The sequence below is a fragment of the Cyclobacterium sp. 1_MG-2023 genome (genome assembly GCF_030546805.1).
GTDB lineage: Bacteria > Bacteroidota > Bacteroidia > Cytophagales > Cyclobacteriaceae > Cyclobacterium.
Genome location: NZ_JAUOPC010000001.1, coordinates 247,104 through 272,499, shown reverse-complemented (window position 1 = coordinate 272,499; position 25,396 = coordinate 247,104). Strand labels below are relative to the sequence as shown.

The following is a 25,396-nucleotide window of genomic DNA, read 5'->3' as shown; positions in this document are numbered from 1 at the left end:
TTCAAGAAAGGTGGTTTTACTTTAGTATGAATAAAAACCTTCTCTGGAAAATTCACAATTGGTTGGGCCTGTATACCGGTATTGTCATCCTATTTCTGAGTATTACTGGTGCTGCTGCTTTATTTAGACCTGAAATTGATCAATTGCTTAACCCTAACCTTAGGCAGGTAGAACCTGGTAGTGAAAAAGCTTCATTAACAGAGGCTGTAGCCAAAGTGCTTCCCATGCATCCGAACAAATATCTTTTTGAGGTAGAAATGCCAAAGGCTTATTTAGATACTTGGATAATTCGCCTTATGCCAAAAGAAAAGAGCCAGTTGAATCCCATGATTTGGGAAGTTTTCATTAACCCGCATACGGGCGAAATTCTAGGTGAAAGGAATTATTTTAAATCTTTCAGCTATTTTTTAAGGAACATCCATGTCCGATTTTATGAAGCATATTTTGGAAGACAAATTGTTGGCTTGGCCGGAATTGCACTTTTCCTATCCACCATAACTGGTTTATTTATTTATGGTAAGTTTATGAAAAAGCAGCCTTTTGGGAAAATTCGCTCAAATAAACTGAGAATTACCCAAGCCGATTTACATAAATTTATCGGTATAAGTGCCCTTGCTTTCAATATGATGATTGGTATTACAGGTGCATGGCTAGGGCTTCAATCCTATATAATGTATGGACTAGATATCTCACAACCCAATAATTTCAGCCGAAACGAAAAGGTTTTTACAGAAAAAGAGGACATGAATTATATTCTGGATTTTGATGCCATATATCAAAAATCTCAGTTAGAATTCCCCAATATGATTCCTTGGTTTATACGGCCTACTACCAATGGTGAGGGCATTGTTCAGGTCTTGGGAAATGTTCCTGGACAAGCTTATGAAAGGCGTTCAAACAAACTTGTTTTTGACAAGCAGAAACAGGAACTTCTATTTAAATATAATATCAGTGACCAGAATTTTGGAGCTAAATTATACTTTGTTCAGGAGTCTTTTCATTTTGGGGATTTTGCCGGAATCTCATTGAAAATACTTTATTGCCTGTTGGCCTTAAGCTCAGGCTTTCTTTCTTTGAGTGGCTTTATTATTTATTTAGAGCGTACCAGAAAATCAAAATCAAGGCTTGGAAAAACAATCCCTTTAAAATCTAAACTTAGCCGATGGACCATTGGTATTCTAGGTACCATTGCCGGCATCGCCATCATGAGTATAAAGTTGGGTTTAGGTATTCCTTCCTTATTGGTAGCCATAGCTTTCTATGGTTTTTTGATTGCTATAATTATTAAAAAACTACTACTCAAAACTAAGAGAAGCACATTTAAAAACCTTGAGGTATGAATACCAAGACAGATAAAATTACAGAACACTACCTGATACCTCTCCTTCTGTTTTTTGGTAGTATCTTTTTTGTTGTAAGCATTTTTTTTTGGAATGAATGGATAAATGTGCTTACAGAAAACTATCTATTTCCTTTTTATCCTCTCCAAGAACTTGGTGGGCGCAAACATTTCCTTGCTTCCACAAGTTTAAATGGTTTATGCTATTTGGCAATTACAGTTATGTGTTTTGTTTCAATTGCACTTAAAAATAAAGCCTTCTGCATTTTTAGCATTACCCTTTCCTTGATAGGCTTTATCCTTTTGTTCATTTGAATAAAAGCTGTTCTTTTACTCTTTCCAATTGGTATGGAAAGCCTGGTCTGCGTCTTTGTCATTTCTTCGGTAAGTATGGGCCCCAAAATAATCCCTTTGTGCTTGAATTAAATTAGCCGGCGAATTAGCAGTGGTTACACCTAGCAAATAGTTAATGGCATTGGATAAAACAGGAACTGCAAATCCATTTTGTAAGGCTTGACCTACTACATAGGATAAATCACCTTGGTAACTTTTAAGGGCGGTAATGGCTTCATAATTAAGAAAAATATGGTTACTTTCCTCAAATATATCCACCAATTCTTCCATTAACTTTGAACGGATAATACAACCACTGGTCCAAATCCTGGCTATTTCGGAGAAATTTAAAGCCCATTGATTTTTTTCTGAAACTTCCAGCATGAGTGAGAAACCAACTTCATGGTTAATGATTCTCGTCGCTTGATAAGCTGCCTGCAATTTGTCTAAAAAGTTGTCAACATCTTCTATTCCCGGGAACCTTTCAAGATCATAAAGTCCCGATGAAATCATCCTCAGTCCTTTCCTTGCTGAAAGATTCCTGGCCATCACAGCTTCCCCTAGCACGCCATAAGGCACGCCATATTCCAAAGCAGTGTTTAATGACCATCCTCCGGTTCCTTTCTGAGCTGCTTGATCTAGTATCTTATCTATTAATGGTTCTCCATCCTCATATTTCCTCAATATATCAATGGTGATTTCTAATAAATAACTGCTCAAGTCACTGTCCATCCATTTTTCAAAAATGGCAGCAATTTTGATCGGATCTAACTCCAAGTAATTTCGCATTAAAAAATAGACTTCTGCAATGGCCTGCATTTCTCCATACTCTATGCTATTGTGTACCATCTTGACAAAATGACCGGCACCTTCGGGGCCCACATAGGTAACGCAAGGATTGCCTTGAAAATCCTTGGCTGCAATCATTTTTAGATAACCTTTTATCTTAGAATAACCTTCCTTATCTCCTCCCGGCATTATTGAAGGTCCTCTTCTCGCACCTTCTTCACCTCCGGAAACTCCTGTTCCCACAAATAAAATCCCTTTTTCTTTTAGTAAGGCGGACCTTTGAATGGTGTCTTTATAAAATGAATTTCCACCGTCAATGATAATGTCCCCCGCATCCAATAAGGGAAGCAGTTCCTGAATTTGGAGATCCACTGCTTTTCCTGCAGGAATCATCAACAATATGGATTTGGGCGAGGAAAGGGAAGCAACAAATGCCGAAATTTCTTCAAATGGCTTAATATTTTTATAATTCGGATTTTCCTCCAAAACTTTTGCAGCTATGCCTTCTTCCTTTCCCTCAACATATCTATTGTATATGGATAACTCCACCCCATTATCAGCCAAATTTAGCGCTAGGCTTTTGCCCATCACTCCCATACCAATCACTCCAAAGTCGGACTTACTTTCCATTTTCTTAAAATTTTTGATGATGTTTTGAACAATTATTTCCGGCGAACTATCGATGGCCACCTTTAAACCATAATCAGGAACTTCCAATGCTTCCATTTGTGAAGCCAGTAAGGCAGGATTCATAAAATGCCCTACCCTTTCTCCCAATCTTTTTTCAACTATAGATTTACTGCCATCTAAAAGCACCCATTCTATTTTTGATGTTACTTTTAAAATATTTCTGTATTTTTCATTCAATGCCGAACAAGCCAAAACAGCTCCTCTTCCTTTGGCAGCATCCTCCAATTTCTTAGCAACATTCTGTAACCAAGGGATGCGGTCTTCGTCATCCAAAGGCTTGCCGGCATTCATTTTGGTTTTATTGGATTTGGGGTGAAAATCATCTGCATCAAGAAAAGGAATTCCCATTTTATTTGCCAATAATTCTCCAATGGTACTTTTTCCACAGCCTGTTACCCCGTAAACAATTATAATCATAAACGAAATTATGAAATTCAACCGGATCAAACCATTTTAAATAGTAATTTTACGATTTGAACCATATCATTTATTTTGTTTGTTATCAATAGAATTTGGGTTCAAGGATAATACAAATTATGACTCAGCGTAAAAAAAGAGTAGTAGTAGGCCTTTCAGGAGGCGTAGATAGTTCCGTTACCGCCTATTTGTTAAAAGAGCAAGGCTATGAGGTAATAGGTATGTTTATGAAGAATTGGCATGATGAATCGGTAACCATTTCTAATGAATGTCCCTGGGTTGAAGACAGCACTGATGCCATGTTAGTGGCTCAAAAGTTGGGCATTCCTTTTCAGGCGATAGATCTAAGTGAAGACTATAAATCCAGGATTGTGGCTTATATGTTCTCGGAATACCAGGCAGGACGAACACCAAATCCGGATATTCTCTGCAACAGAGAGATTAAATTTGACATATTTTTAAAAGCTGCAATGAAGCTAAAAGCTGATTTTGTGGCCACAGGCCATTATTGCCAAAAAGAAGAAACAAGTGTTGACGGCAAAGCCATGTACAGGTTGATAGCCGGAGCAGATAACAACAAGGATCAAAGTTATTTCCTCTGTCAATTGGATCAAGAACAATTGAGTAAGGCGCTTTTTCCCATTGGTCACTTGCAGAAGGCAGAAGTTAGGGCGATCGCCAAAGAACAAGAATTAATAACGGCGGAGAAAAAAGACAGCCAAGGTTTATGCTTCATAGGTAAAGTGAAGTTGCCTGACTTTTTGCAGCAGCAACTCAAACCAAAAAAGGGTGATATTCTCGTTGTACCGGCCGAATCCCCTGTTTATGCCAATAAGGGGATTCCGGCAGGGATCGCCTTAGAAGATCTGGATAGTAGCCAATTGAATGAAACTTGCTATCCATTAAAATATGATGCAAGCATGGGTGAAAAAGTAGCTGAACACAACGGAGCGCACTACTTCACCATCGGACAACGAAAAGGCCTAAATGTGGGAGGTACAGGGAAACCGTTATTTGTGATTGCTACAGACACGAAGGAAAATATTATTTATACGGGTTTGGGAGAAGACCATCCCGGTCTTTTACGTTATGGGCTTTTTGTAAAAAAGGAAGACATACATTGGATCAGGCCCGATAAAACATTGAAAGTGGGAGAAACAGCTTTCTATTCTGCCAGAATCCGATACAGGCAACCCCTTTCCAAGGCTACTCTATTTATGAAAGAAAATGGTTTGTATGTATTGTTTGAACATCCACAAAGAGGAATTGCATCCGGACAGTTTGTTGCATGGTACGAGGGAGAAGAAACCATTGGGTCCGGTGTAATTTATTAAGATGGAACAACTCCCAATTGTATATGAGGACAATCAATACATCGCCATCAATAAACCGGCCGGTGTATTGGTTCATAAAACTCCTTTGGAAAAAGATCCGGAGGCTTTGTTTGCCGTACAAATCTTAGAAAATCAAGTCGGCTACAAGGTTTATCCTTTGCATCGAATTGACCGGCCGACTACCGGAGTTTTGCTCTTTGGGAAAAGTGCCCAAGCTGCCTCTGCCATCCAATCTCAATTTATTGACAATAGTATAAAAAAATATTATTTGGCAGTGGTAAGAGGTTATTTACCTGAAGCTCATGGTATGATAGATCATCCCTTGGCCAAAGATTTGGAATTTGTACTTCAGGAAGCTAAAACGGAATATTGGGCTTTAAATCAGTGTGAAGTTCCTTTTGCTTCCACCGGGAGATATCCAAGTAGCAGGTATTCTTTAGCAAAAGTTTATCCCCATACCGGAAGAATGCATCAAATCCGAAGACATTTTGCACATTTAAGGCATTATATTATTGGGGATACCACACATGGTGACAATAGGCAAAATAAGTTCTTTACCAGTCAATTTCAACTTGAAAATATGCTTTTGCATGCTTGGGAATTGTCTTTTCACCAACCATTTTCTAATGAAACAATTACCATAAATGCCAATACACCTTTACATTTCCGTAGGATTATGGCAGAATTTAAGTGGCCTGAGAAGGAAATAAGTAATCATTTAGTATAATTGTAAGCAAACCTGAATAAACACCTATGACAAACCTTAAGCATTCACTATCTATAGTTTTTTTGTTCTTATTCGCCATAGTCAGTTTTCAAGGCATGGCACAAAAAACTCAAATTGATAAAGTCATTGAAAGAGCTGAGGCACTGTCTCATTTCAAATTTCTTGCTTCAGATGAATTGAAAGGTAGGGACCCGGAGCGTCCTGAAATTGATATTGCAGCCTATTATATTGCCAATCAATTTGAAAAATATGGTGCCAATCCGCTTTCTTCATTGAATGCTTATTACCAATATGTACCTTTTGTGTCTTCCTCACCTCCTACTGTTGGGGATTTAAAATGGAAAGGTTCCAAGTTTAAACATGGAGAAGACCTATTGGTATTGGGTGGAAAGGACCTGTCCGGAGAATATGAGATGGTGGTCGCCGGCTATGGTTTTGAAGAAGACTATGCCAATAAAGAGGTCAAAGGAAAATGGGTAGTGGTTAGGGTCGGTGCACCGAATAGGCTTACACCTACAGCACTTTTTAAAGCAGGGAGAGAGAAACTAGCGCTGGCCAAATCCAAGGGGGCCATTGGTTTAATAGAAATGTACAATGTTCCTACTACCCCTTGGAGGATGTTGGTCAATTACCTTAATAAATCTCAATTGACCTTAGATATAGACCCTGAAAACGATGTAGATTTACCTTACCTTTGGATGAAAGACCTGAAGGGGGAAATTATAAAATCCATTGCCGGCGGCAAAAATGAAATGTCAATTGAAATTAAAGGTAAGCGGAATAGAAAAATTCAGGGAAGAAATGTGGTTGCTGTTATCGAGGGAACCGATCCACAATTAAAGAATGAATATGTGATGCTTTCAGCCCACTACGATCATCTGGGCGTAACCAAGCCCAATGCTGAAGGAGATTCCATCTACAATGGGGCAAGGGATAATGCAGTAGGAACAGCAGCTTTGATCCAAGCAGCCAATTATTTTGGAGAATATCCTCCTAAAAGATCGATTCTTTTGTGTGCATGGACTGCCGAAGAAAAGGGATTGCTAGGCTCTTCTTATTTTGCCGACAACCCTCCTTTGCCTTTAAAAAATATAGTATTCAATCTTAATATAGACAATGGTGGCTATAACGACACCAGCTTGGTAACCATCATAGGCTTAGGAAGGTCCTCAGTAGATCATCATATTTCAGTTGCTGCAGAAGACTTTGGTTTGGAAGCTATTGCCGACCCTTCACCGGAACAGGGCTTATATGACCGCTCAGACAATGTAAGTTTTGCCAAGAAAGGTATCCCGGCCCCTACTTTTAGTTTAGGGTTTACTGCATTCGACGCGGAAATAGGAAAGTATTACCATCAAGTTTCTGATCAGGTAGATAATTTTGATTTGGATTACGCCCTCAAATACTGGAAAACTTATATTCTTTCAGCTGAGAAAATTGCCAATGATCCGGAAAAACCGCTTTGGAAATCCGGAGATAAATATGAAGAAGCTGCCAATACTTTATATGGTTCCGGAAATTGATCATCCGGATTTCTATTGGAAGGAAATGATCAAAGGTTGACAATTTATTTCATCAAATCCATAATTTTAGGATATAAGGCTTCAAACATCAATTCATGTCCCTTTGGGTTTGGGTGTAGGAAATCGGGCATCAATTCACGAATGACCTTTCCCTGATCATTGTAATATACTTCTGAAATATCGATATAATGAATATTGGAATTATCCTTAGGAAACTTAGAAATCAATCGATTGGTGGCTTTATTGATGTTGTCTCTATGATTGGGTTTATAGCCATAAGGTAAAATCCCCATCAATAAAATTTCTGTATCAGGTAATTTTTCTGAAATCAAACTACAGATTTTGTTGATCCCTTCTGCAAGCTCTTCCGGAGTACTTATGCTTAGGTAATGATTGCCGTCTGTATTATTGGTTCCTATCAAAACGACAGCAACCTTAGGGTTAATATTTTCTAGTAAACCATTTTCCAACCTCCAGATTACATTTTCGGTTCTGTCGCCGGATATCCCCATATTGATTGTTTGAAACGGGTTCAAATATTTTTCCCACACTTTGTTTCGATCATCTTTATCTAAGGAATGGAAAATAGAATTGCCAACCAGAATTAGTTTGGCTTCCGGAGTACGCCTATCTAGGATGGTTTGGTGTCGTTTAAGCCATCCTTCATCCTCCTTTTTTTGAGCCATGGCAGCTGGGTTATCTAGGTTTTCTGCTATTTCATGTTCAATTTTTGAGCTATCTTTTTCGCTTGGGCTACAGGCCAATAAAAAAAGCGCAGGAATAATATAGATTAAAGGTTTCAACATGCCGTATTTTGAATTTTGATGAGCTTTAAAGATATTATAATTTTACAACAAATATTTAAAAACAAAAGCTAACACTCTACTCTTTTAAACGAACAAAGCTAATTCGCCATACCATTACAATTTAATAACCTTATCAAACATTGGGTAATTCTACGATAAATACGGTTCCAACTTCAGGTTTGCTATCTACGTAAATCTTGCCACCATTCAATTCGATAAACTCCTTACAAAGGGCAAGGCCTATACCTGTTCCCTCCTCATTATTGGTCCCTTTAGTTGATATTTTTTCTTCAATTTTAAATAGCTTCTCTAAGTTCTCTTGAGGAATACCTATCCCATTATCCTGTACATATACCTTCACCATTTTCCTATTGGGAGATGATTTTATTTTAACCTTTCCTCCCGGGTTTGTGAATTTTATCGCATTGGATATTAGGTTTCTAAAAACAGTATCTATGGTATTTCTATCTGCAAAAACATTTAAACTTTTATCAATTTCATTGATTAATTTTATTTCTTTATTGTTTGCATTTTGTAATTGTAAGCTAAAATTCACCTCAATAAGGTCGTGAATTGAAACTTTTTCCGGGTTTAATGTAATCTCATTCGTTTGAGAACGAGACCAGCTTAATAAATTTTCTAAGAGCTTAAAAAGCTGTTCGCTTGATTTAAAAATTTCCTCAAGCATATTCGTTTTTTCCTCCTCTGAAAAAGACTTTGGATTCTTCAATAACAAGTCCAATAAGACCAACAAACCTGAGAAGGGACTTCGCAAATCATGAGCAAGAATGGAGAAAAATTTATCCTTTGTTTTAATATTATGTTTTAACTCTTTGGTCCTTTCTTCCACGATATATTCCAATTCCCGCTTGTTCTCTTTTAAAATGTTTTCCTCATTTTGTCTGGCGTTCACAATAATATTGATCATGATAAAACCCATTATAAAAAGCCCTACAATTATGAGTATCAATATTTTACGCATAAAAAGATAACCTTTCAATGCCTCTTTAGAATCTATTCGCGTAGCCACCCCCATATTTAAAGTGTCATCCCAAACGCAAACTTCATAAATATTTTCACCCTGATCATCTTCAATCTCACTGAGTACATAACCCTTACACGGGGAGAATTTATTTTCTTGGCTACCCATAATTGAATCTACTTCATCTTCTAGCCGATGCTCAAGGTTAAATTCTTTAATGCCTTCAAGTTTTTCCTCAAATCGACTATTGGTAACAATTTTTCCTTGACTATTGAAACCATATGATTCCCCGCTTTCTCCAATCCTACCCATCTCAAGTATTCTAGAAAAATCCTTCTGAGTATCTAAGCGAATGGCAAATGCTGCAATGATTTTTTCTTGATGATAAATTGGAGTAAGCAAAAACATGGTATGCCATTTGTCCTCAGTGTATTTGCTTTCCAAGGCTACATCAGACTTTATGGGTGGAACAAGGATAGTTTCACCCTCAAACAGCACTTTATCTAACAATGATTTACTTTCTTTTGCAATAAGGTTAAAACTACCCGTGTTGGAGTCCCTCATTGAAAAAACACTTATATAATTAGGAGATATTAGGAACACTCCTAAATCTTCATTTAAATCTAAAATAGGTTGAAAAAATGCTCGTAATTCGGAGGTTATAGGGGAAGATATCAAGGCAGATGAATCCTGAGGAAGATCCAAGATTTCCTCTGTTTTATTAACTAAAAACGCATTGCTCCCTAACTTTCTAATATTATTTTTTCGAAATTGCATCCATTGTTTAAGTGCCTCATGTGAGGATTTATTGACCGTAATTAGGGATGTTTCTGCCGATTGAATACTAAAACTTTTTAATTCTTTTAAACTGAAAATAATTAAAACAACTGCAATAAGGAAACTTATTACCATCAATAAGTATTCATGCTTTTTTAAAGATAGTATTTTTTTCATGAAAAATATTATTTTACAAATACTTGTATTTCACTCCATTTCGGAGGCTAAAAGAGATAAAATTAAAGTTTAACCATTAGTAAATCATTCTTTACTCTTTGGTAGTTTTCAGGTTAGTTTAAGGGGTAAATCTAAAGAATAAGCCTTGTAATAGGTGATTAAATGCTTTTTATGACTAGAAAAACGAAGAGCAATAAATTATTGGGTAAAAATTAAATTAAGCATGAAGGCAAGGTAAGAATTTTTCATCTAAAAATACACTGTATAAGCCAAAAACTGATTATAATATTAATGCGAAAGTAGATTTAATTTGGATTATTTTAAGACAATTCCTTTTAAAATTGAATTACCAATTAATCTAGTGTGAATTTCCAAAAGGAGAAATTTTAGTCAAATGTAATGGGTAAAAATCCTGTGTATGATAGGTCTCCTTTTTTCACTGCTAAACACAAAGTTTTTGGGAAAATTGCTTTCATAATAAACGAAAGACCTTTTCATTACGCCAGGTCGAATATAATCACCATTAGCTAGGGCTAATTTTTTATTAAGCAACTTGAAGTTTGAGGGCTTCTCCCAATTAACTCTATCAGCATAATAAACCAAACCTACCAGTGAAGTAGAAACGGCAATGCCGGTACTTTGGTTTCCCCTTAAGGTTTTACGCAATAAACTTTGATCCAAAGATTTACCGTGGCTAGCTAATAGATCTTCATCTGTATATTCTATCTCGCCTAAATTGGTAGAAATATGTTTTTATTCAAAATGCTTTATTTTAGGATGATGTGCTGTAATGACATCCCAGCACCCTTTTCCCCTACCCTTTAATACAGTGTCTGGGTATTTCTGATCCTTTAGGGCTATTGGAGGTGGCATGGGCAACCTCAGAAAATGTCAGCCAAGCATAAAAATCAACTTGTCACCTGGAATAAAACAGGTGATAAAAGTCAACTTCGCCTTTAATTATAGAAGCACCCCAGGTTTATAATTACTCACCTATAAATACAATATTCTCTGTATTTGGGTTAAAATCACCATTGAAAAATAAAAGCGTTTCCTTTTCCTGTGTATTTCCATTGAAAATATTGTCAATAAAAAATAAAACCATTCACCTACATTCCATCCTTTTAATTCTTTTATCAATCCATTGAGGTTACTTCTTACTAAAATCAATTTGAAATTTTCTAATTACAATTTAAAGTAAAATTTAAAACTATGTCTAGTTATTATATGGTATAGCTTAACATTTTTCAGCCAACTAGTGAATTAAGAACCATTTCCCTATGGAAAAGCATTAACTGAACCTTCCCAATCAAACATCTTTTTTCAAGTAAACAACCCTAGGTTAAATTATCAACAAAATAGTTTAAACTAGAAAAGCCATATTTTTTTTGATTAAGTCCCTTCTAAAAGATAAGATTTTAGCATCTAATCCTATCTAAAAATTGGTATAAAGCCTCATTTAAGAAAAAAACAGTTTTTAATACTCCTCAATAAATGGTGCTATTATTTTATTAACAAACCAAGCCAATTTTCACGAAATAGCTCTCTTATTTAAACAAAAAATTATTCAAATATTATCAAATAATGATGATTGTAGAAATCCTGAAATCAGGTCTTGCATTTGATTTTGTATTTACAATCTTGCCGAAAATTTAATCAGATGGTCAAAATTTTTCACCCCCTTTCGGCCTTTATCCCTGATAAAGTATTAACAAATTAACCTTAAAAAAAATAATAATCAGCCTATGACATAAAACCAAACAAATTGAAATAACTATTATCTAGCGCTCGAATAAAAAGCGCAAAGAGTCATAATAATTTTATTTAAGAATTCAGAAAAAATGAAAAAACATCTATTTTGTGAAGATTTAACCCGTCTTCCTTATAAAACGAATCAGGTATTGCGGTTGTGCTTGATTCTGTTAGTACTACAAACTGTATTATTAAAAAGTAATAGCGTATTTGCTCAACAGTCTCAAAACAAAACCATCACAGGTGTTGTAACGGATTCGGAGGGATTTCCACTTATAGGCGTAGCGGTCCTAGCCAAAGGGACTACCAACGGTACCGTAACCAAGCTTGATGGTGATTATTCCGTTGAAGTTCCTGCCGACGCCGAAGTGCTTCAGTATTCATACATTGGCTTTAAAGCTCAAGAGGTATCCATCGGATCACAATCCATAATCAACGTAACCCTTGAAGATGCTGTAGTTGGTTTGAATGAAGTGGTCATCACAGCCTTGGGTATTTCTCGTGAAAAAGAATCCTTGGGATATTCCGTTGGAACAGTGGATGGAGAAGATTTAAATAGAACACCACAGGCTAGTGTCCTTAGTTCAATGCAAGGAAAGATAGCAGGTGTGCAGATTTCTCAAACCTACGGAGTTAAAGGTTCTTCTATGAACATGGTGATTAGAGGAGCATCATCTTTAAACTCAGACAATCAACCTTTGTTCGTTATTGATGGTGTGCCCGTTTATAATACTACAAACAACCTATTTAACCAAGCTGACCTTGGAAATGCTATTTCTGACATTAACCCGGAAGATATAGAATCCATGTCTGTATTAAAAGGACCCAGTGCTGCCGCTCTTTACGGTTCACGTGCAGCCAATGGCGTAGTATTGATTACAACCAAATCAGGTACTGGTGAGAAAAAAGGTTTAGGAGTAGATTTCAACTCATCATTTATTGTTGACAATCCTTATGAATACCTTCCTGTGCAAACTGAGTTTGCTTCAGGTCAAGAAGGGGCTTTTGTTTTTGAAAACGATGCTTATGAATTTTGGGGACCTAAGTTAGACAATGGTTTTATTGCCCAACAAAGAAACCAAGATAGCCCGGCTGAATTGGTTTCTCATGAAAACAATATAAACCGTCAGAAGGATTTTTATCAAAACGGTTGGACTCAAGTAAATAATGTTGGGGTTACCGGTAACTATGAGAAAGCTAACTTTCGCGTTTCTTTGGGTAACTACCTCAACAAAGGTATTATGCCGAATGTAGATTTGAAAAAGAACAACATCAGCATCAATGGAACCATGCACCTAACGGATAAATTGGAGGTGACTGTAATGACTTCTTTGAATGAGTCAAGCTCAGGTAACAGGCCAAATTCCAATGATAGTTTTCTTACGCCAACAAGAGCCATTTTAACTGTTGGACCACAAGTTGACATGTCCCTTTATAGTAATCCGGAAACATGGTGGATGCCCAATCAAGAGGGTATTGTTCAAAACCGTTGGAAAGAAAGATGGAACAATCCTTACCTGATGCAAGAGTTGGCCACAACTAGTTTTGATCGTGTACAGGCAATGACTAAAATACAAGTGGGTTATGAGTTCGCTAAGGACTTGCGTTTTACAGCAAGATACTTAAGAAGTCAATTGAATCAAAGAGCAGTAAACCAAAGGCCTTGGGATACAAATAGTGCGCCTAAGGGAAATTACGACCTTCAAAATTCCAGCTTTAGGGAACAAAACTGGGAGGGCCTTTTCTCTTATAACAAAACCTTTGGGGATTTTGACCTTCAAGCCAATGCCGGTGGAAACCTTAGGTATAACTACCAAGAGAATATTCATAATTCGACCACTAACCTTGTTATTCCCGGCTTGTATACCATTAGTAATGGTGGACCGGGTTCGGTCATTTACAACAACTTTTTGAGTAAAAAGAAAGTGAACAGCCTTTTTGCTCAAACCTCTATAGGCTATAAAAATACGGTATATCTTGACCTGACGGCCAGGAATGATTGGTCTAGTACATTGCCAAAAGAGAATCGCTCGTATTTTTACCCTTCAGCTTCTTTAAGTGTGTTGGTAAACGAAATGTTTGAGATGCCGGCTTGGGTTAGCCTCGCCAAGGTTCGTGCAGGTTATGCTCAGGTAGGTAATGATGTAGATCCTTACCAGCTTCAAAGGTATTATAATTTTGGTACTGATTGGGGAGATACCAAAAGAGCCAGTATTGCCAAAGTTGCTAAAAACTCTCAGCTAAAACCTGAAATAGCTACTTCCAAAGAAGTTGGTGTTGACCTGTCTTTGTTCAATAATAGATTAACACTAGATGCCACCTACTATACCATGGATAATAAAAACCAGGTACTTGGCATTAGTACACCAATTACCTCAGGGGCAAACAGTAAATTAATCAATGCAGGATTGGTAAAAAGTAATGGTTGGGACATCACGCTAGGAACCTCTGTCATCAGACAAAAAGATCTTTCATTTGATTTAGGATTAAACTTCACTAGAAATAGAACTACCATTGTAGAGCTAGCTGATGGCGTAGAGTACTTTGGGTATAGCCAAGGGTACGCTTATTTCTATACTTATCCGGGAGATCAGGTAGGAGATATTTATCAAGCACCTTACTTTAAAGTGGAAGATCCAAACTCTGAATACTATGGTCATGCCATCATATATAGCAATGGTAAGCCTGAAAGAGATCGAAATCCTGAAAATTTAGAAAAAATCGGAAACTACAACCCTGATTTTATATTGGGAATTAACCCTAATGTGCAATACAAAAACTTCAGTTTTTCTGCTGTGATTGATTGGAGATCAGGAGGTGAATTTTATTCAGAGACATTGAGGCAAGGTAAGAATGATGGTAGGTTTCCGGAATACATTAATGGAAGTGTGGATTATGACCCCAATGTAGACATCGTACAGCAAATCAAAGATAACCCTGAGAAATTTTCCCATGGATGGGTTGGTGGACGTGATGCTGAATATGGTGGTTTTGTATGGCAAAACGAAGAACAACGAGAAGCCAGAAGCTATATCAATGCTGATGGAGAAAAAGTATATGTAAACGATGCCAGTTTTGATGTAGGCGTTAGAGAAGATGGCGAAGGTGGATATATTGAGAATTTTGGAGGTCCTGAAACAATATGGCTCAGTCCGTATAATGCCCAAAAAGGAGCGGATAGATACTTAGCATCTGCTAATCTTTACAGTGCAACTTATGTGAAGTTAAGAGAGGTTTCCATAACCTATAGATTTCCTAAGGCTATCGTAAATAAATTTAACCTTCAAAATATGTCCTTATCCCTGCTAGGACAAAATTTATTTATGTGGACCAAGCACAATGTATTCATCGATCCTGAAACTGCTTACACTGCCGTAGGAAATAGAAATGAACCAGGTTATGAGTTTTACTCGGTGATTCCACGTACCCGTAGCTTAGGGATGAAATTAAATGTTGGTTTTTAATAACATTGATCATGAAGAAAATTATTATAATAATATTATCCATTGCATTCATTCCAATTTTAAACTCTTGTAGTGATTTTGATAAATTGAATGTAAGTCCCAATGATGTAAACGAAGTTGATCCAAACTTTCTATTGACTACCAATACCTATAATTTTGCTAGTACTTATAGTGAATTTGGTTATTGGGGTTCGAGGATTCCTTCCTTATTGCAGTATTACCAAGTGGGTGATGGTTATAAATCTGAGGAATTTAATGCACTGTATTGGACGCCGGGCCAAAGTAGTCCGTGGGGATCGATTTACTCTAATTTAATAGATGTCCAAGCCATGGCTGACCTTAGTGTGGAGCAAGAGAACGTTTTTACTGAGGCTGTAGCCTTGGTATATCAGGCCGGACTAATAGATTTAGCTACAAAGATTTATGGTGATGTTCCCTTTTCAGAAACCAATCAGCTGGAAGAAGGAATTGTTTTCCCTAAATATGACCAGCAAAAAGAGATTTATGAAACCCTCTTGGTCAATTTGAAAACAGCGAAAAATATGATAGAGGCGATTCCCGGATCTGAAGTTCCTGTATTAGAGGGCTATGACTTATTGTACAACGGAGATAAAGATAAATGGGTGAAATTTGTTAATTCGCTCAGAATCAGAATGTGTTTGTTATTAAATAACAAAAGAAATGAACTAAGTATTGATTTAGATGCGGAGTTCCAAGATGCTGCTCAAAATGTATTCACGAGTACTGATGACAATGCTGTTTTAGATTATATAGGGAATTCTTCGGCAACTTCTTTTCGAGGAGGACCTTTTAGGACTTCTGCACTTACTTATGCCAGAAGAATGGGCTTAGGATTTCTTAATTCTTTAAGAGATCAAAACGACCCTAGATTGTATAGGTGGTTAAGACCTGTTGAAAAGAAATGGGATATGGATATTGCTGAAGCAACAACGATCCAATATACCGATCCATTGGGGCAAACTTTCCCTGTTGAGGTATTGCCCTACCCTAGTGGGTATGATGACCTGGATACTAGCCTTTACGTTGGATTACCTGTAGGTAGCCAAGCTTCATGGACAGCTTATAATGCAGGTCCCCAAGCAACATCTGTTGAGCCCAAAACTACTCCGTTTAATAGTCGTCTCAGTGAGATATATTTTCAAAATGCCAATCAATATGTTGGCATGAACATTATTACCTATTCAGAAGTGGAATTTATTTTGGCAGAAGCTGCGGCCATTGGGGCATTTGGTGCCAGTGATGCAGAAGGTCATTACAAAAAGGCGATTGAAGCTTCTATGGATGAATGGGGTATATACGGTGACTATGTAGGAGGATTTGATTTTGAAGAATTTTACAGCCAGGAAGAAATAGACTTAAGTCAAGCAACCAATGAGCATGAGCGCATTATGACGCAAAAATACGTTTCCATGTTCTTCAGACCTGAGCCTTGGTTTGATTGGCGTAGAACAGGTTATCCTGATTTTGTACCTCCTGTAGATGGAGCACAACCTGCCATTCCTATCAGGTACCACTATGATACTCCTACCCCTCCGGATCCTCAAAATGTTGAAAAATACAATGAGGCTGTGGAAAGATTGGAGAAATCTGAATTTGTACAAGTGCCTACAAATGATGATACCCGCTCGAGAATGTGGTTACTTCAAGGCACCAATCTGCCTTATTAAAATTATAAAATAGGAAACCATTTTTTAAGCATTAACTATTTATTGGAAGGTTTACTGAAAGCAATTTCGGTAAACCTTCTTTTATTTGGTGGGACCAAAAAAACAAATCATTCAATTGCAAAAAAATAAAAATATTACTGAATTAGGTAATATTTGGCCCCCATCTTACTCTCAAATACCAGTTTTCAAGGCTTCTATCTATTCTTAGTAGATAATATTTATTTTTTTGATTCTGCTATTAACTATAAATTATTAACAATTCCCCATTCAATTTTATAAATATTATTTACTCCAACTATTCAAATTTCATCATTAATTGGATTATTTTAATCCTTTGCCTAGCTATGACCAAGTAATAAATTATTCTGAATTTTATCATTTAATATGTCATACATTTGTATTTTATATAAATTTGCATAATATTTAAAACTGTTTTGTGCACATAGCTTGAGCATAGATCAGAATTACAGACAATAAACCAACTATTTTTAGGTAGGTGATGAACCTACAAATTTACTATATCCACCTGACATCCAATAATAATTGAGATGCCGGGATGGTAAGCAATACTATTTTGAATTGCCTTACTAACAAAGTATTTTCTACCTGTTTCTTAAATTAATAACTGCTACTACTTATCTTATTTTAGCCTCCATTATCACCCAATAATGCTCGCTATTAATAAGAAAAAGTGAAGAAAGACTTTGACTATAAACCAAAGAATCAACACCAATTAATAACATTTGAAAAATATTCCTTAATCAATTTTAACCCCATAATGTCTGCCTATGAAATAAACTAAAACAAACGATCAAATAGTAATGGCAACCGAGAATTACTAAAAAAAAGCTCGGTTTCAATTGAATTTTATTTAAAATCGAAAAAAATGAAAGAAAATTTATTAAAAAGAGATTTAGTAAGTCTCCCCCATAAAACAATACGGATTTTGCAGTTAGGTCTGTTTTTGTTTGTATTAAGTACTGCAATGCTCTTTAGTACAATTACTTATTCCCAAAATACAGGCATTGGTCAATCTCAAGGTAATACGATTACCGGAGTTGTAACAGATTCAGAAGGTTTTCCACTAGTTGGTGTGGCAGTTTTAGCTAAAGGGACTTCAAACGGTACCGTAACCAAATTAGATGGGGACTTCTCCATTAGCGTTCCTTCCAATACTGAAGTGCTTCAGTTCTCTTATATAGGTTATCAGAGCCAAGAAGTGAGCATAGGGTCTAGGTCCATAATTAATATTACTTTGGAAGAAGACTTAGTAGGATTGAATGAGGTGGTCATCACAGCCTTGGGTATTTCTCGTGAGAAAGAATCCTTGGGGTATTCAGTAGGTACAGTTAATGGTGATGATTTGAATAAAACGCCTCAGGCTAGTGTACTTAGCTCCATGCAAGGAAAGATAGCCGGTGTTCAAATTTCTCAAACCTACGGAGTTAAAGGATCTTCTATGAATATGGTGATTAGAGGAGCATCATCCTTAAACTCCGACAATCAACCTTTGTTCGTAATTGATGGTGTGCCGGTTTATAACACTACGGATAACCTATTTAATCAGGCTGACCTTGGCAATGCTATCTCAGACATTAACCCGGAAGATATAGAATCAATGTCAGTTTTAAAAGGACCTAGTGCTGCGGCCCTTTATGGTTCACGGGCAGCGAATGGTGTCGTGCTTATTACAACCAAATCAGGTTCAGATCAGAAAAAAGGGCTAGGTGTAGATTTCAATTCATCATTCATTATGGATACTCCATATGCCTATCTTCCTATTCAAACTGAGTATGCTTCAGGCCAAGAAGGAGCTTTTGTATTTGAAAATGATGCTTATGAATTCTGGGGACCTAAGTTAGACAATGGTTTTATCGCCCAACAAAGAAACCAGGATAGTCCAAGCGAATTGATTTCTTATGAAAATAATATAAATCGTCAGCAGGATTTTTATCAAAACGGCTGGACTCAGGCAAATAATGTAGGTGTTACCGGAAACTATGACAAGGCTAACTTTCGCGTTTCTATGGGTAATTACCTTAATAAAGGCATTATGCCAAATGTGGACTTAAAAAAGAACAACATCAGCATCAATGGAACCATGCACTTAACGGATAAATTGGAAGTGACTGTAATGACCTCTTTGAATGAGTCAAGTTCAGGCAATAGGCCAAATACCAATGATGGTTTTCTTACCCCAACAAGAGCTATTTTAACTGTTGGACCACAAGTGGACATGTCACTTTATAGCAATCCGGACACCTGGTGGATGCCAAACCAAGAAGGTATCGTTCAAACCCGCTGGAAGGAAAGGTGGAACAACCCTTATCTGATGCAAGAGTTGGCCACAACCAGTTTTGATCGCGTTCAGGCCATGACTAAAATACAAGTGGGTTATGAGTTCGCTAAGGACTTGCGTTTTACAGCTAGGTACTTAAGAAGTCAATTGAACCAAAGAGCAGTAAATCAAAGGCCTTGGGACACAAATAGTATGCCTAAGGGAAACTACGATATTCAAAATTCCAGTTTTAGGGAACAAAACTGGGAAGGTCTTTTCTCCTATAACAAAACATTTGGAGATTTTGATCTACAAGCCAATGCCGGTGGAAACCTAAGGTACAACTACCAGGAAAATATTCATAATTCAACAACTAATCTGGTTATTCCAGGCTTGTATACCATTAGTAATGGAGGCCCTGGTTCTGTAATATATAATAACTTTTTGAGTAAAAAGAAAGTGAACAGCCTTTTTGCTCAAACCTCTATTGGCTATAAAAATACGGTATATCTTGATCTTACGGCTAGAAATGACTGGTCAAGTACATTGCCCAAAGAAAACCGCTCCTATTTCTACCCTTCAGCTTCTTTAAGTGTGCTAGTAAATGAAATGTTTGACATGCCGGCTTGGGTTAGCCTTGCCAAGGTTCGTGCAGGTTATGCTCAGGTAGGTAACGATGTAGACCCTTATCAGCTCCAAAGGTATTATAATTTTGGTGTAGATTGGGGAGATACTAAACGGGCCAGTATTGACAAGGTTGCTAAAAATGCTCAGCTAAAACCTGAAATAGCTACATCCAAAGAAGTTGGTATTGACTTGTCACTTTTCGATAACAGAATATCGTTAGATGCGACCTACTATACCATGGATAATGAAAATCAGGTTCTTGGAATTAATACGCCAATTACTTCAGGAGCAAATAGCAAACTAATCAATGCAGGTTTGGTAAGAAGTAATGGCTGGGATATCACGCTAGGTAGCTCTATTGTTAGAAAAAAGGATTTTTCATTTGATTTAGGAATAAATTTCACTAGAAATAGAACTACCATTGTAGAGCTAGCTGATGGGGTTGAATATTTTGGTTATAGCCAAGGATACGCTTATTTCTATACTTATCCGGGAGATCAGGTAGGAGATATTTATCAAGCGCCTTATTTTAAAGTGGAAGATCCAAATTCTGAGTATTATGGTCATGCCATTATATACAGCAATGGTAAGCCTGAAAGAGATCAAAATCCTGAGAATTTTGAGAAAATAGGTAACTACAACCCTGATTTTGTATTGGGTATTAACCCAACTGTACAATACAAAAACTTTACCTTTGCTGCAGTTTTTGACTGGAGATCAGGAGGTCAGTTTTATTCAGAGACTTTGAGGCAAGGTAAGAATGATGGTAGATTTCCTGAATATATTAATGGTAGTGTAGATTATGATCCTAACATAGATATCGTACAGCAAATCAAAGATAACCCTGAGAAATTTTCACATGAATGGGTTGGAGGTCGAGATGCTGAACTGGGAGGTTTTCCTTGGCCAACAGAGGAACAAAGAGAAGCCAGAAGTTATATAAATGCTGATGGGGTAAAAGTTTATGTAGAAGATGCCAGTTTTGATGTAGGCGTTAGAGAAGATGGTGAAGGTGGTTATATCGAGAATTTTGGTGGTCCGGGAACAATATGGTTAAGTCCGTATAATGCACAAAAAGGCGCTGATAGATATTTAGCATCAGCTAACTTGTACAGTTCAACTTATGTGAAGTTAAGAGAGTTATCCATTACTTATAGGTTTCCAAAAGCTGTAGTAAATAAGATGAAACTTCAAAACATGTCTTTGTCTTTGTTAGGTCAAAATGTATTCATGTGGACAAAACACAATGTATTCATCGATCCTGAAACTGCTTACACCGCCGTAGGAAATAGAAATGAACCTGGGTATGAGTTTTACTCGGTGATTCCACGTACCCGTAGCATAGGTTTGAAATTAAATGTTGGGTTTTAATTGTAATAAATATTGATCATGAAGAAATTTATAATAATAATATTATCCATTGCATTCATTCCAATCCTAAACTCATGTAGTGATTTTGATAAATTGAATGTAAGTCCTAACGATGTAAACGAAGTTGATCCAAACTTTCTATTAACTACAAACACATATAATTTGGCTAGTACTTATAGCGGGCTGGGTTATTGGGGTTCAAGGATCCCTTCCTTATTGCAGTATTACCAGGTTGGTGATGGTTATAAATCGGAGGAATTAAATGCACTTTATTGGACGCCGGGACAAAGTAGTCCTTGGGCAAGTATTTATTCTAATTTAGTGGATGTTCAAGCCATGTCTGACCTCAGCAAAGAGCAAGGAAACGTTTTTACTGAGGCAGTAGCTTTGGTATATAGGGCTACATTAACCGACCTAGTTACGAAGATATATGGAGATGCTCCCTTTTCAGAAACGAATCAGCTGGAGGAAGGAATTGTTTTCCCAAAGTATGATCAGCAGAAAGAGATTTATGAAACCCTTTTGATGGATTTGAAAACAGCAAAAAATATGATTGAAGGAATTTCCGGCAATGAAGTGCCGGTTTTGGATGGATATGATTTGCTTTACAATGGAGATAAAGATAAATGGATAAAGTTTATTAACTCCCTTAGAATCAGAATGTGTTTGTTGTTGAACAATAAAAAAGGAGAGTTAAGTGTTGATATAGATGCTGAATTTCAGGATGCTGCTCAAAATGTTTTTACTAGTAGTGAAGACAATGCTGTTCTAGATTATATTGGAAATTCTGCGGCTACTTCTTTTCAAGGGGGCCCATTCAGGGCTTCTGAACTAACTTATGCTAGAAGAATGGGCTTAGGTTTTCTTAATTCTTTAAGAGACCAAAACGATCCCAGGTTGTATAGGTGGTTAAGGCCTGTTGAAAAGAAATGGGATATGGATATTGCTACAGCCACAACAATCCAATATACGGATCCTCTTGGACAGACTTTCCCTGTTGAAGTGTTGCCCTACCCTAGTGGGTATGATGACCTGGATACTAGTCTGTATGTTGGATTACCGGTTGGTAGTCAGGCCTCATGGACAGCCTATAATGCGGGTCCTCAAGCTACATCAGTAGAGCCCAAAACTACTCCATTTAATAGTCGTCTTAGCGATATTTATTTCCAAAATGCTAATGAATATGTGGGTATGGATATTATTACCTATTCTGAAGTTGAATTTATATTGGCAGAAGCTGCAGAAATTGGGGCATTTGGAGTCAGTGATGCAGAAGGTCATTATAAGAAGGCTATTGAAGCTTCCATGGATGAATGGGGAATATTTGGTGACTATGTAGGAGGTTTTGATTTTAATGAATTTTACAGTCAGGAAGATGTTGACTTGAATCAGGCAACCAATAAACATGAGCGCATCATGACTCAAAAATACATATCTATGTTTTTTAGGCCCGAGCCTTGGTTTGATTGGAGAAGAACAGGTTATCCGGATTTTGTACCACCATATGATGCAGCACAGCCTGCTATTCCAATTAGGTACCATTATGATTCACCAAACCCTCCCGATCCTCAGTATGTTGAGAAATACAATGAAGCGGTAGAGAGACTGGAGAAATCTGAATTTGTTCAGGTGCCATCAAATGATGATACCCGCTCAAGAATGTGGTTATTGCAAGGAACAGGCTTACCTTATTAAACACCTATTAACCACCAACTAAATTAAAAAGGTTTACTAAAAGTAATTTCGGTAAACCTTTTTTTAGTTTCGGTATAAACGCTTAAAGGGATAAAGTCAAAAACAACAATTAAGATTAACTTAGTTACTGCAAAAAAAACACCTTGGAAGATGATCTTCTCAAGGTGTTTGCGGTGATATTAAACAATAATAATCTCCCTATTCAATTAAATCTTCATTCCTATTTCCGGGATTATCTTTGTACCAATCCTCATAGGCAGTTCCTCCAGATTCCGCCCAAGCTCCAAAGAAATTATAAGCTGAAGTAATATCCACTTTCTCTTTGGGAACTTTAAAATCATGAATAATGCTTATTGCCCATGGGTAGCCATTTTCAGAGATAAAATTCCCATCGATGTCTTTGTTATCCCCCGTGAATACATAGCTTTGATTGCCCAAGCTGGTAATGCTTTTATAAGGTAGATGTACTTCTTTTTCCCTCTCCTTGTTTATGATTATAAACGGATTAAAAGGTGCTACACCGAGTTCAGAGGTACTAATAGATTCAACAAAACTAATCGTTATTGTGGTTTCGTTCAATAAATTGTCGACATCATCGGCTAAAATAATAACGGTATTCTCTTGGTCAGCCTCGGTACCATTGTCATTGGTCGTAATATAACCTTGATTCAATACTGTACCTGTAACACTCGCCACTTTAGAAGGATTAAGACCTTCTATTTCAAAGCCTATGCCATTGGTATAGCCCGCCCCATTGGCTTTTATATTACAAATAAGCTCCAACCTAACTGCTAGATTGTCTGAATTTAAAATTGCGATGGCTTGATAACTCAATGCAGCATCATTAAAATCGTAATCACCGGAAGAAGGCCATAAATCTTCAAAAGCAATGGTACCTCTACCATACTTACTCGGAGTAAAAGACTCAAAGGCAGCATCTGCATCATCTGGAAAAGCATCATCAGAATCTTTAATGCCATCACCATCCGAATCCGTTTCATCAACCACATCGGAATACACCCTAAATGTAGTTAGGTCATTTAACTTCCTTCCATAACTTGTACCATTATTGGCCCTTGCACCATATTTGTATTCCCATCCACCTGTTTCTGTGTCCATTATAATCAAATCTGCACTTGAGGAGGCTTCAGCCAACCATAATTCTTTGTTAGAATCAAAGGTCATTGAGGTTGGGGTAAATGGTAAATTATCGGCACTGATTCTAGTACTTGAATAATCTCCATCATCATTTAATTCCAACTCATATAAACCAGAAAATGTACAAATGAAAAGTGTTCCATCTTCTGCAAATGCTAAATCCCCACCAGTAGTATTGTGAAGTCCTAGAATACTCTTTTTATCTAAATTTTCGCCGGTAGCAGGATCAAATACAAAAAGGTTGGCGCTGTTATCAGAAAAATACAACAAACCGTCTTTAGTGTTAAAATCCAATCTAGGACCTCCCATACCAAGATTCGCTACCGTTTCCCAACTATTATCCACTATCGAATACTTCATTAATGGGTAAGGTTTAGATTTACCAATCGAATACAGCACCTTATTTTCTTGGTCTATGGCACAGGTGTAACTTCCCATAGGCATAGTTGACAAATCTGTTAAATCACCTGTTAACGGGTCAACTTGAAACAACTGTCCATTTCCATTGACACAGTATAAATAATCGGTAACATCCCCTTCCGCCAAAGTTCTTTCATTTGGATTTGAATTGTTAAATGAAAAATTTACTTTTTGGTCCACAATCTCCTCTATAGTTGAAGAGTAATTTAAATTCTCATTTCTGCGGATATATACTTTATCATAAAATTTAGGCAAATTAATTGTTTGCTCCAACACACCATCATTAGGGACACCGGTAAAAAGTAGCTTTTCCATAACTTCAGATTTGTAGATGGTTTCTGTGACAGTTTCACCAAACTCATCTTCAAATGTTTCAGTGCCTGCATCATATAAATCTTCTGTATAAGCAAAAATTTCATATTTCGCATAGTTGCCATCGTCTTCTATATTGATGGTCACATCATGATATGTACTGAAATCAAACCCTGATGGAATGCTCAAGGATAACAAATCGCCATCTGTATCTACCTTGTCTTCGGGAGAGAAAAGATTACAACCATTTAATAGCGATAAAACTATAATCGTTAATAAATTTAATTTAATTTTTTTCATAATATTAGGGCTGTTATAATTAAATGATATAAAAAAATTATTCTTTATTTTTCTATGTATTAATTTATATAAATTAGGATGTGCAATAAAATAGTTTATTTATAATAATAAAAATCAACTACTAGAGCATTACCTAAATGGGAGAAAGTATTCCTTTCTTTATCTGCAGAAAAAAAGCAGCACCTTACTAGTTTAACCACCTAAAAAACCATTTATTTGGATATTTAACCATTCACGTACAAAAAACATCATTCCAAGAAAGCTGATAGATTTCCTAGAATTTCACTCAATTGTATATGCAAAATTAACAATTTTACTATATATAATATATGATCAATGTTAATTTCCCAAACTTTATTTAGAAAAAATATTCAAAGAACAAAAAATAATATCTAAAACACAAAAAAGAAGATACAGTCTATATATTTATTTTTTGA

General features: G+C 36.6%; 12 protein-coding genes. 8 read left to right on the top strand and 4 right to left on the bottom strand.

Annotated features, from left to right (window positions below; genetic code table 11):
- Positions 1-26: 26 nt before the first annotated feature.
- Entirely contained in the window at positions 27-1,340 is a 1,314-nt protein-coding gene (locus Q4534_RS00975) for a PepSY domain-containing protein (RefSeq protein WP_303611294.1), read from the top strand.
- 329 nt (positions 1,341-1,669) lie between these two features.
- Here the strand turns inward: Q4534_RS00975 and gndA are convergent, their stop codons facing one another.
- On the bottom strand, positions 1,670-3,568 hold the full coding sequence (gene gndA, locus Q4534_RS00970) for an NADP-dependent phosphogluconate dehydrogenase (protein ID WP_303611293.1): 1,899 nt from the start codon (positions 3,566-3,568) through the stop codon (positions 1,670-1,672).
- A 119-nt stretch (positions 3,569-3,687) separates the two neighbouring features.
- Between gndA and mnmA the strand changes: the two genes are divergently transcribed.
- The 3 genes from mnmA to Q4534_RS00955 are packed head-to-tail and all read left to right on the top strand — an operon-like array spanning position 3,688 to position 7,152.
- On the top strand, positions 3,688-4,902 hold the full coding sequence (mnmA, locus tag Q4534_RS00965) for a tRNA 2-thiouridine(34) synthase MnmA (protein ID WP_303611292.1): 1,215 nt from the start codon (positions 3,688-3,690) through the stop codon (positions 4,900-4,902).
- A gap of 1 nt (position 4,903) precedes the next feature.
- Positions 4,904-5,629, top strand: coding sequence for a pseudouridine synthase (locus tag Q4534_RS00960; protein ID WP_303611291.1), 726 nt, complete (start codon positions 4,904-4,906; stop codon positions 5,627-5,629).
- A 26-nt stretch (positions 5,630-5,655) separates the two neighbouring features.
- On the top strand, positions 5,656-7,152 hold the full coding sequence (locus Q4534_RS00955) for a M28 family peptidase (protein WP_407933565.1): 1,497 nt from the start codon (positions 5,656-5,658) through the stop codon (positions 7,150-7,152).
- A 44-nt stretch (positions 7,153-7,196) separates the two neighbouring features.
- Here the strand turns inward: Q4534_RS00955 and Q4534_RS00950 are convergent, their stop codons facing one another.
- On the bottom strand, positions 7,197-7,958 hold the full coding sequence (locus tag Q4534_RS00950) for a GDSL-type esterase/lipase family protein (protein WP_303611289.1): 762 nt from the start codon (positions 7,956-7,958) through the stop codon (positions 7,197-7,199).
- A 133-nt stretch (positions 7,959-8,091) separates the two neighbouring features.
- The gene (locus Q4534_RS00945; RefSeq protein WP_303611288.1) at positions 8,092-9,894 is read right to left on the bottom strand and encodes a sensor histidine kinase KdpD; all 1,803 of its coding nucleotides are present in this window, start codon (positions 9,892-9,894) and stop codon (positions 8,092-8,094) included.
- 1,841 nt (positions 9,895-11,735) lie between these two features.
- Here Q4534_RS00945 and Q4534_RS00940 point away from each other — a divergent pair.
- From Q4534_RS00940 to Q4534_RS00925, 4 genes are all read left to right on the top strand, one after another.
- Positions 11,736-15,110 (top strand): SusC/RagA family TonB-linked outer membrane protein, encoded by a 3,375-nt coding sequence (locus Q4534_RS00940; protein ID WP_303611287.1) that lies wholly within the window; start codon positions 11,736-11,738, stop codon positions 15,108-15,110.
- An 11-nt stretch (positions 15,111-15,121) separates the two neighbouring features.
- The gene (locus tag Q4534_RS00935; RefSeq protein ID WP_303611286.1) at positions 15,122-16,798 is read left to right on the top strand and encodes a SusD/RagB family nutrient-binding outer membrane lipoprotein; all 1,677 of its coding nucleotides are present in this window, start codon (positions 15,122-15,124) and stop codon (positions 16,796-16,798) included.
- Between the two features lie 886 nt (positions 16,799-17,684).
- Positions 17,685-21,074: a SusC/RagA family TonB-linked outer membrane protein gene (locus tag Q4534_RS00930; RefSeq protein WP_303611285.1), complete on the top strand. Its 3,390-nt coding sequence runs from the start codon at positions 17,685-17,687 to the stop codon at positions 21,072-21,074.
- 18 nt (positions 21,075-21,092) lie between these two features.
- Positions 21,093-22,769: a SusD/RagB family nutrient-binding outer membrane lipoprotein gene (locus Q4534_RS00925; protein WP_303611284.1), complete on the top strand. Its 1,677-nt coding sequence runs from the start codon at positions 21,093-21,095 to the stop codon at positions 22,767-22,769.
- A gap of 198 nt (positions 22,770-22,967) precedes the next feature.
- On the opposite strand, the gene Q4534_RS00920 is transcribed toward Q4534_RS00925, so the two are convergent.
- A complete protein-coding gene (locus tag Q4534_RS00920) occupies positions 22,968-24,959 on the bottom strand; it encodes an LruC domain-containing protein (protein ID WP_303611283.1) in 1,992 nt (663 codons plus the stop codon).
- Positions 24,960-25,396: the final 437 nt, after the last annotated feature.